A 6,418-nucleotide genomic window follows, 5' to 3' on the forward strand; every position below is an offset into this window, starting at 1 on the left:
GCACCGACCTATCCACCTTCTCGCAAGCGAAGCTCAATGCCGTAGCGAGACGATTGAACGAACGTCCCAGAAAAACGCTACGCTACGAAACACCCGCCGAACGATATCGGCAAACTGTTGCATTGACCGGTTGAATCCGCAGCCGAAAGCGGACATTCCCCAATCCCTCCGATCAGGCAGCCCCATGTAACTAATAGCAGTAGTGCGCCTCAGTTCTTAGCATCCAGGAACATACGAATCGCGGCAACGGTCGCCGCTGTTTGCTCCTCCATGAGCCAGTGGCCGGCATTGGGGACAACGACTTCGGTAACATTGGTCGCGGCGTTGCGCATGACGACTGCCTCGTTCACGCCGAAGGACTTCTCGCCACCGATCGCGAGGACCGGCATGGTCAACTTGGTCGCCATCAACGCCTTGTTGTCCACGACATCCGTAGGGAAAGAAAGGAACTGGGCGAAGGCAGAGTGCATCGCACTTGGGCGCGCGTAGAGCTTGGCATAGTGGACACGCGTGGCCTCGTCGATCTTCGTTCGGTCGCCTGCGAACTCATTCCAGAAGCGATCGAGATAAATGCGCTCGCGCCCAGCAACGAGGCGCTCGGCATCGGGGCCACCGAAGCCAAAGTGCCAGAGCGGATGATTGAGTACGACGTTGACGATGTCATCCCATGGCGGGATGCCGGGGACCGGCGCGTCCATCACTACCAGCTTCTCGGTCTTGTCGGGATAGCGGGCCGCGTAGGCATAGGCGACCATGGTGCCGATATCGTGCCCGACTACAGCCGCACGATCGATTTTCAGTTGAGTGAGAACGGCCCGGATGTCGGCCGCTTGCGTGCGCTTGTCATAGCCGCCCGCGGGATGCGAGGAGAGACCCATGCCGCGCAGGTCGGGCACAACCACCGTATGGTCGCGCGCAAGCTCAGCGGCCAAGGGCGCCCACATGTCGCCGCTATCGCCGAATCCGTGGATCAACACGACCGCCGGCCCATGGCCGCCGCTGCGGACATGAATCGTCGTACTGTCGTCGGTCTTGATCTCCTGCGTGTGAAAGTCGCGCGGAAACGGCTTGACCTGCGCTCCAGCTGGCAACGAGAGCGTAAGTAGCGCGAGGGCACCGGCAAGAAGTCTCAACATGCTTTATCTCCCTGCGGTTGGCGGTAGTGAGACGAGCGCTGAGGGAAAGTGCCGCTCTCTCGAATCGGCGGAGGATATAACAATTGTTCGCGCCGGGACTAACTCTCCGCGGTCATGTGCGTGCAACGAAACTTTCGCACGGGGTTAGTACGATTCAACGGCACCCCAACCGGCACACGCGTTGCGCGTCACAGCTCACGGACAAATCGCCAGGACGCACGGATTGCACGCGACTCCCCCTGCTCGGTTCCCGGTGCCACGGGCCGGCCCTGACCGGCCCGTGTCTTTGCGAGAGCCGCCGCGAGGATATTCTTGTCCCAATGCGTGACTTCGTGGAAGGTCTCGCACGCACGCCGACCCCGGATCAAGTCCGGGGCAGGCTCTCTCCCGCCGGCGGGAGAGGTGAATCAGGCAAGGCCAGTTTGAATGAAGCGCGGCGCTAGCCACTCAGGCAACCGGAGCTGCGTTCTCGATGAAGTTCGCAAACGCAATCACCGCCGCATCGTCGTCGAACAGGACAGATTTGCGTTGCAGAATTTTCTCGCGCAACATCACGCGGCGTTGTTCATCGCGCAGCAGTGCCGCTGCTTTCTCGACATAGTCTTCGTCGCTGGTCGCGATCAGCTCCTCGGCGCCGAGCATGCGCAACATGCCCGAGGTCTGCCTGCCACGTGCCATCGCGCCTTCGAGTGTGAGCACGGGCGTGCCCACGCAGAACGCGTCGAGGCTGGTCGCACCGCCGGAGAACCAGGGTGAGTCCAGTACCAGTGGCGCGCGGGCGATGCCGGCGAGATAGTCGGGATACGATTGCACGGGCAGAAATGCCAGATGCCGCGCGGGATCGGCACCGGTGCGTGCGAATGTGCCTTCGATGCGCTCGCGAAAACGGCGCACGAGCACAGGATTGCGGCTGAAGAATCCGATGCGCGATTGCGTAGCGATCGCCAAGCGTGCAAGTACGCTATCGAATCCGGGTTCGAGCTTGAGATGATTCTGCAGACACAGCAGCAAGGACCCTGCCTGCGCCTCACGCTCGTACCAGTCACCATTGCCCGGCCCTGGCGGCGTGCGCGGCTGCGCGCCGATTCCGGGCAGGCAGACCAGACGCTCGCGATAGTGACTCTCGGCGTTTGCCGGCTCGATCGCTTCGCCGCTGATGAAGTAATCGACGTTCGCCAAGCCGCTGGTCGCCGGATGCCCGTAGAGAACGCACTGCACCGGCGCGAGCCGCATCGAGGCGAGCGCCTGATGACGCGGGTCCATGCCGATTTCCGGATAGATCAAGACGTCGAGCTGGCTGTCGCGGATGCGTTTGGCGCTGGTCAACGCATCGTCGCCGACGTAGTCGAATGCAGCGACGCGCGCGGCAAGCTCGGCGGTACTGTCGTCGCGTATCTGGCCGCTGTACCACACGTGCACGTCGAAGCGCTGCGGGTCGAGGCCGCACAACAGCGAATGGAAATAGTTCGATACCGTGTGCTGCATGAGATGGCTGCTGACGATGCCGACTCGCACGCGCCCACCGTGCGCGCGCGGCTGCCAGTCGCAGGGCTGCATGAAAACCGGCGCGATGCGCTGCATCGCGTGCGTGACCAGGTCGCCGAAACGGCACTGCAATGCAGTGTTGTCGCGCGGCTGATAGTGCAGCAGGAACGGCGCCACGCCGATCACCGCGTAATAGACCGCCTCGCGCTGAGCCGGCGAATCGAAGTGCAGCCGCGTCCTGATTTCGTCGACCCCGTGCGCGAAACGCTCACGTTCGGTTTCCACTTCGGCTTCGTCGCGATAAACCGAGGGCAGAGACAGCGCCAGCGACCAGCGCATGCGCTCATGGTGAATTTCGCGCGGATCCGCACGCGCCATGAGTGCGCGCGCCTGTTCGATATCGCCGACTTCGCTGAAGGCCAAGGCGAGTTCGGATCTCGCACCGTCGTCCTTGGGCGCAAGCTCACAAGCACTGCGCAGTGCGGCGATCGCGGGCTCGTAGTTCTTTCGCATGCGTTCGGCCACACCGAGCGCCTTCCACCACAGCGCGTTGCCGGGATCCAGTGTCGCCGCCGCGTGGGCATAGCGCACCGCGTCGGCATTGCGCCCCATATCGCGCAGCAGAAGCGCCAGGTTGCCGTTGGTCCCGGCATTGTCCGGTGCGGCTTGCTGCGCGATCTGCTGCAGCGGCAGCGCCTCGTCAAAGCGGCCTTGTCTGCGCAGCAGGTTGGCCAGGTTCATCGACGCGTCAGCGTGGTTGGCGCGCCACAGCAAAGCCAGCCGGTATGCGCGCTCGGCCTCGGCAGGTGCGCCGGTCGATTCGTGCGCGAGTCCGAGGTTGTAGGCCGCTTCGACATAGCGCTCGCGCGCCTTGAGCGCTCCGCGGAATGCCGCGATCGAGTCCGCATGCCGCCCCATCCGGCGCAGGGCGACACCGAGATTATTGTGCGCCTCGGCGAATCCCGGGCTTGCCTTTATGCAGGTGCGCAAATGCTTCGCCGCGAGCGCCGGGTTGTTCGCCTGCAAGGCGCATACGCCGAGCAGATGCCATGCGTTCGGATTGTCCGGATCGAGCTTGGCGGCGCGCTGATAATGGCTTTGCGCCAGACCCAGCTGCTCGGCACGATGCTGGATGATGCCTTTCTGCAGTTGCTCGATGGCCAAGCGCTTGTCTTGCGGACTCATGTGCGGGTCGTGGATTGCGAGTGCACGCATGATCGCATGGCAACGCGATCATCGGCGATGCGCCATGTCGCAATCGCGATTCAAACCCGCCTCGGCTGTTCGCGCTGGCTCAGGATCACGCAACCGAGAATGAGTACGCCGGCAATCAGCATGGTCGGGGTCGGCTGCTCGCCCAGGAACAGCCACGCCCAGCCGACGCCGAAGATTGGAATCAGATACGTCGTGGTCGACGCGCGCGCCGCACCCACGCGCTGCACGAGCCGGTACATCAGCGCATAGGCAAACCCGGTGCAGAGCACGCCGAGCGTAATCGCGCAGGCCCACGACCTGAGCGGGATCGACGTCGCCGGCCATGCCCACCAGGCCAGCGGCGCGACAAAGATGGTCGAGCAGGTCAACGTGCCCGCCGCGATGGCACCGGGCGGCAAGTCCGTGAGATAGCGTTTCACCAGGTTTATCGCGATGCCGTAACACAGTGAAGCGAGCGTACCGGCCAGCGCGGCCTGCCCGACATTCGTGCCCGAGGTGCGTCCGCTGGCGAGCACGACGACACCGACGAACCCGCCGACCAGCGCGAGCGCGCGCCAGGTGCCGATGCGCTCGCCGAATGCGGCGACGCCGACGAGTATCGTGAACAACACGGTCATGCTGTTGCTGATCGCGCCGATGCCGGCCGGCGCGCGCTCCGCGCCCCAGGCGAACAAGACGAACGGGATCGCCGAGTTGAGCGCGCCGACAAGGGCGAAACGCAGCCAGTGCGCGGTGCGCAAACGATCGCGCACGCGCCACAGGAACGGCAGCAGGAGCAGCACACCGAACACGAGCCGCGTTTCGACCAGCGCGATCGGCCCGAAATCGCCGGCGGCGATGCGCATGAACAGGAACGAGCCGCCCCAGATCGCGCCGAGCAGGGTCAGTTCGGCCGCGCTGAGCCAGTCGCGCGGAGCGGGAGCCAAGTCGGCGACGGGCGAGCCTGACACGGCACTGCCCTCCTGCGCCTGCGCGCTCTCACTTGTGGACGCCATGGCCGACTCACCTTTCACGCGAAGAATCGCATTGTCCTTTAATCCTTGCGGCGGGCAAGCGCCACTTCTTCACCCTGCCGTGGCACCACTCATTGCGCAGAAGATGACATTCGTAACGTGACAGCCGGCAAGCCGGGAGCTAGCTTAGGCGTCGAGCCGACATCAGATTCGTGCGAGGAGCCATCATGACCATGCTTGCTGCAAATACCCGCGCGACGATCATCCCCTCGCTGCGCTACCGCGATGCACTTGCCGCGATCGACTGGCTGTGCCGTGCTTTCGGCTTCGAGAAACATGCGGTTTATGCCGACAACGGCATCGTGCATCACGCCCAGCTCACCTTCGGCAACGGCATGATCATGCTCGGTTCGGTCGGCGTCGCTGGCGCATGGAGCGAACGTATTGCCCAACCCGACGAAATCGGCGGTCGCGAAACGCAATGCCCCTGCGTCATCGTCGCCGACTGCGATGCGCACTACGCGCAGGCAAAAGCTGCGGGTGCCGTGATCGTCGATGAACTGGAAACCACGGACTACGGCGGCAAGGGTTACAGCTGCCGCGATCTCGAAGGCCATCTGTGGTGGTTCGGCGAATACGATCCCTGGGTTGCGGAGTCGCACGCATCATGAGCGATTTGTTCGCCGCTACGGCAAGTCCGCGCATCCGTGTCGGCATCGGCGGTTGGACGTTCGCGCCTTGGCGCAATAATTTCTATCCGGCGAAATTGCAGCAGCGGCGCGAGCTCGAATACGCGAGCCGCCAGCTCACCGCGATCGAAATCAACGGCACCTACTACGGTGCGCAGAAGCCGGCCACTTATGCGAAATGGCGCGCGGAAACGCCGGACGGTTTCGTTTTCTCGCTCAAGGCGCCGCGCTACACGACCGATCGCAAGATACTCGCCGATGCTGGCAAGACCATCGACGATTTTGTGTTCGGCGGTCTTGCCGAACTCGGCGACCGGCTTGGTCCTATCCTGTGGCAGTTGCCGCCGTACAAGGCGTTCGAACGCAGCGATCTGGCCGCGTTCCTCGACCAGCTGCCGCGCGATCTGGATGGCTATCCGCTGCATCATGTTCTCGAAGTGCGCCACGCCAGCTTCATGTGCGCCGAGTACCTGGAACTGGTGCGCAAGTATCGCGTGCCGACCGTGTTCACCGAATCGCCGAAATATCCCTCGTTCGCGGACGTCACCGGCGACTTCGTTTATGCGCGCCTGATGCGCAGCGAAGGGGCGATCGAAACCGGCTACCCCATGAACGAGCTCGACGCCTGGGCACAGCGCGCCCGCGCGTGGTCCGCCGGTGCCGATCCGAGCGACCTGCCCCGCGTCCAGTCAGGCGCAGGGAACGATGGCAAAAACATGAAACCGCGCGATGTATACATCTACTTCATCAGCAGCGCGAAGGAACGCAACCCGGCGGCGGCAATGGCGCTGATCGAACGCATCGCAAGTTAGTGTGCCGTTCCGCGAATAATTCTGCATGCGACGTTCAGCTTTACTCCCTTCTCCCGCTGGCGGGAGAAGGTGCCGAAGGCGGATGAGGGGTGGTGCCACGGAAGGCGCTCACCGCTCCATGTTGCGCC

At 63.6% G+C, this 6,418-nt stretch carries 5 protein-coding genes and 1 pseudogene; 3 read left to right on the forward strand and 3 right to left on the reverse strand.

Annotated features, from left to right (window positions below):
- Positions 1–134 (forward strand): annotated as a pseudogene (locus tag VIE67_RS14345) (IS30 family transposase); the annotation flags it as partial.
- 75 nt (positions 135–209) lie between these two features.
- On the opposite strand, the gene VIE67_RS14350 reads toward VIE67_RS14345, so the two are convergent.
- From VIE67_RS14350 to VIE67_RS14360, 3 genes are all read right to left on the reverse strand, one after another.
- A complete protein-coding gene (locus tag VIE67_RS14350; protein WP_332027133.1) occupies positions 210–1,136 on the reverse strand; it encodes an alpha/beta hydrolase family protein in 927 nt (308 codons plus the stop codon).
- Between the two features lie 447 nt (positions 1,137–1,583).
- Entirely contained in the window at positions 1,584–3,836 is a 2,253-nt protein-coding gene (locus VIE67_RS14355; RefSeq protein ID WP_332027134.1) for a tetratricopeptide repeat protein, read from the reverse strand.
- A gap of 50 nt (positions 3,837–3,886) precedes the next feature.
- A complete protein-coding gene (locus VIE67_RS14360) occupies positions 3,887–4,786 on the reverse strand; it encodes a DMT family transporter (protein WP_414707379.1) in 900 nt (299 codons plus the stop codon).
- Between the two features lie 230 nt (positions 4,787–5,016).
- On the opposite strand from VIE67_RS14360, the gene VIE67_RS14365 reads away from it, so the two are divergent.
- Positions 5,017–5,460, forward strand: a complete 444-nt coding sequence (locus VIE67_RS14365) for a VOC family protein (RefSeq protein ID WP_414707378.1) — start codon at positions 5,017–5,019, stop codon at positions 5,458–5,460.
- Positions 5,457–6,290: a DUF72 domain-containing protein gene (locus tag VIE67_RS14370; protein ID WP_332027136.1), complete on the forward strand. Its 834-nt coding sequence runs from the start codon at positions 5,457–5,459 to the stop codon at positions 6,288–6,290. Before VIE67_RS14365 ends, VIE67_RS14370 begins: the two co-directional genes overlap by 4 nt.
- Positions 6,291–6,418: the final 128 nt, after the last annotated feature.

It is taken from the genome of Rudaea sp., from assembly GCF_036560865.1.
Lineage (GTDB): Bacteria > Pseudomonadota > Gammaproteobacteria > Xanthomonadales > Rhodanobacteraceae > Rudaea.

Coding starts and splice junctions, on each gene's coding strand:
- VIE67_RS14350 (WP_332027133.1), bottom strand. CDS start 1,136: ATGTTGAGACTTCTTGCCGGTGCCCTCGCGCTACTTACGCTCTCGTTG.
- VIE67_RS14355 (WP_332027134.1), bottom strand. CDS start 3,836: ATGCGTGCACTCGCAATCCACGACCCGCACATGAGTCCGCAAGACAAG.
- VIE67_RS14365 (WP_414707378.1), top strand. CDS start 5,017: ATGACCATGCTTGCTGCAAATACCCGCGCGACGATCATCCCCTCGCTG.
- VIE67_RS14370 (WP_332027136.1), top strand. CDS start 5,457: ATGAGCGATTTGTTCGCCGCTACGGCAAGTCCGCGCATCCGTGTCGGC.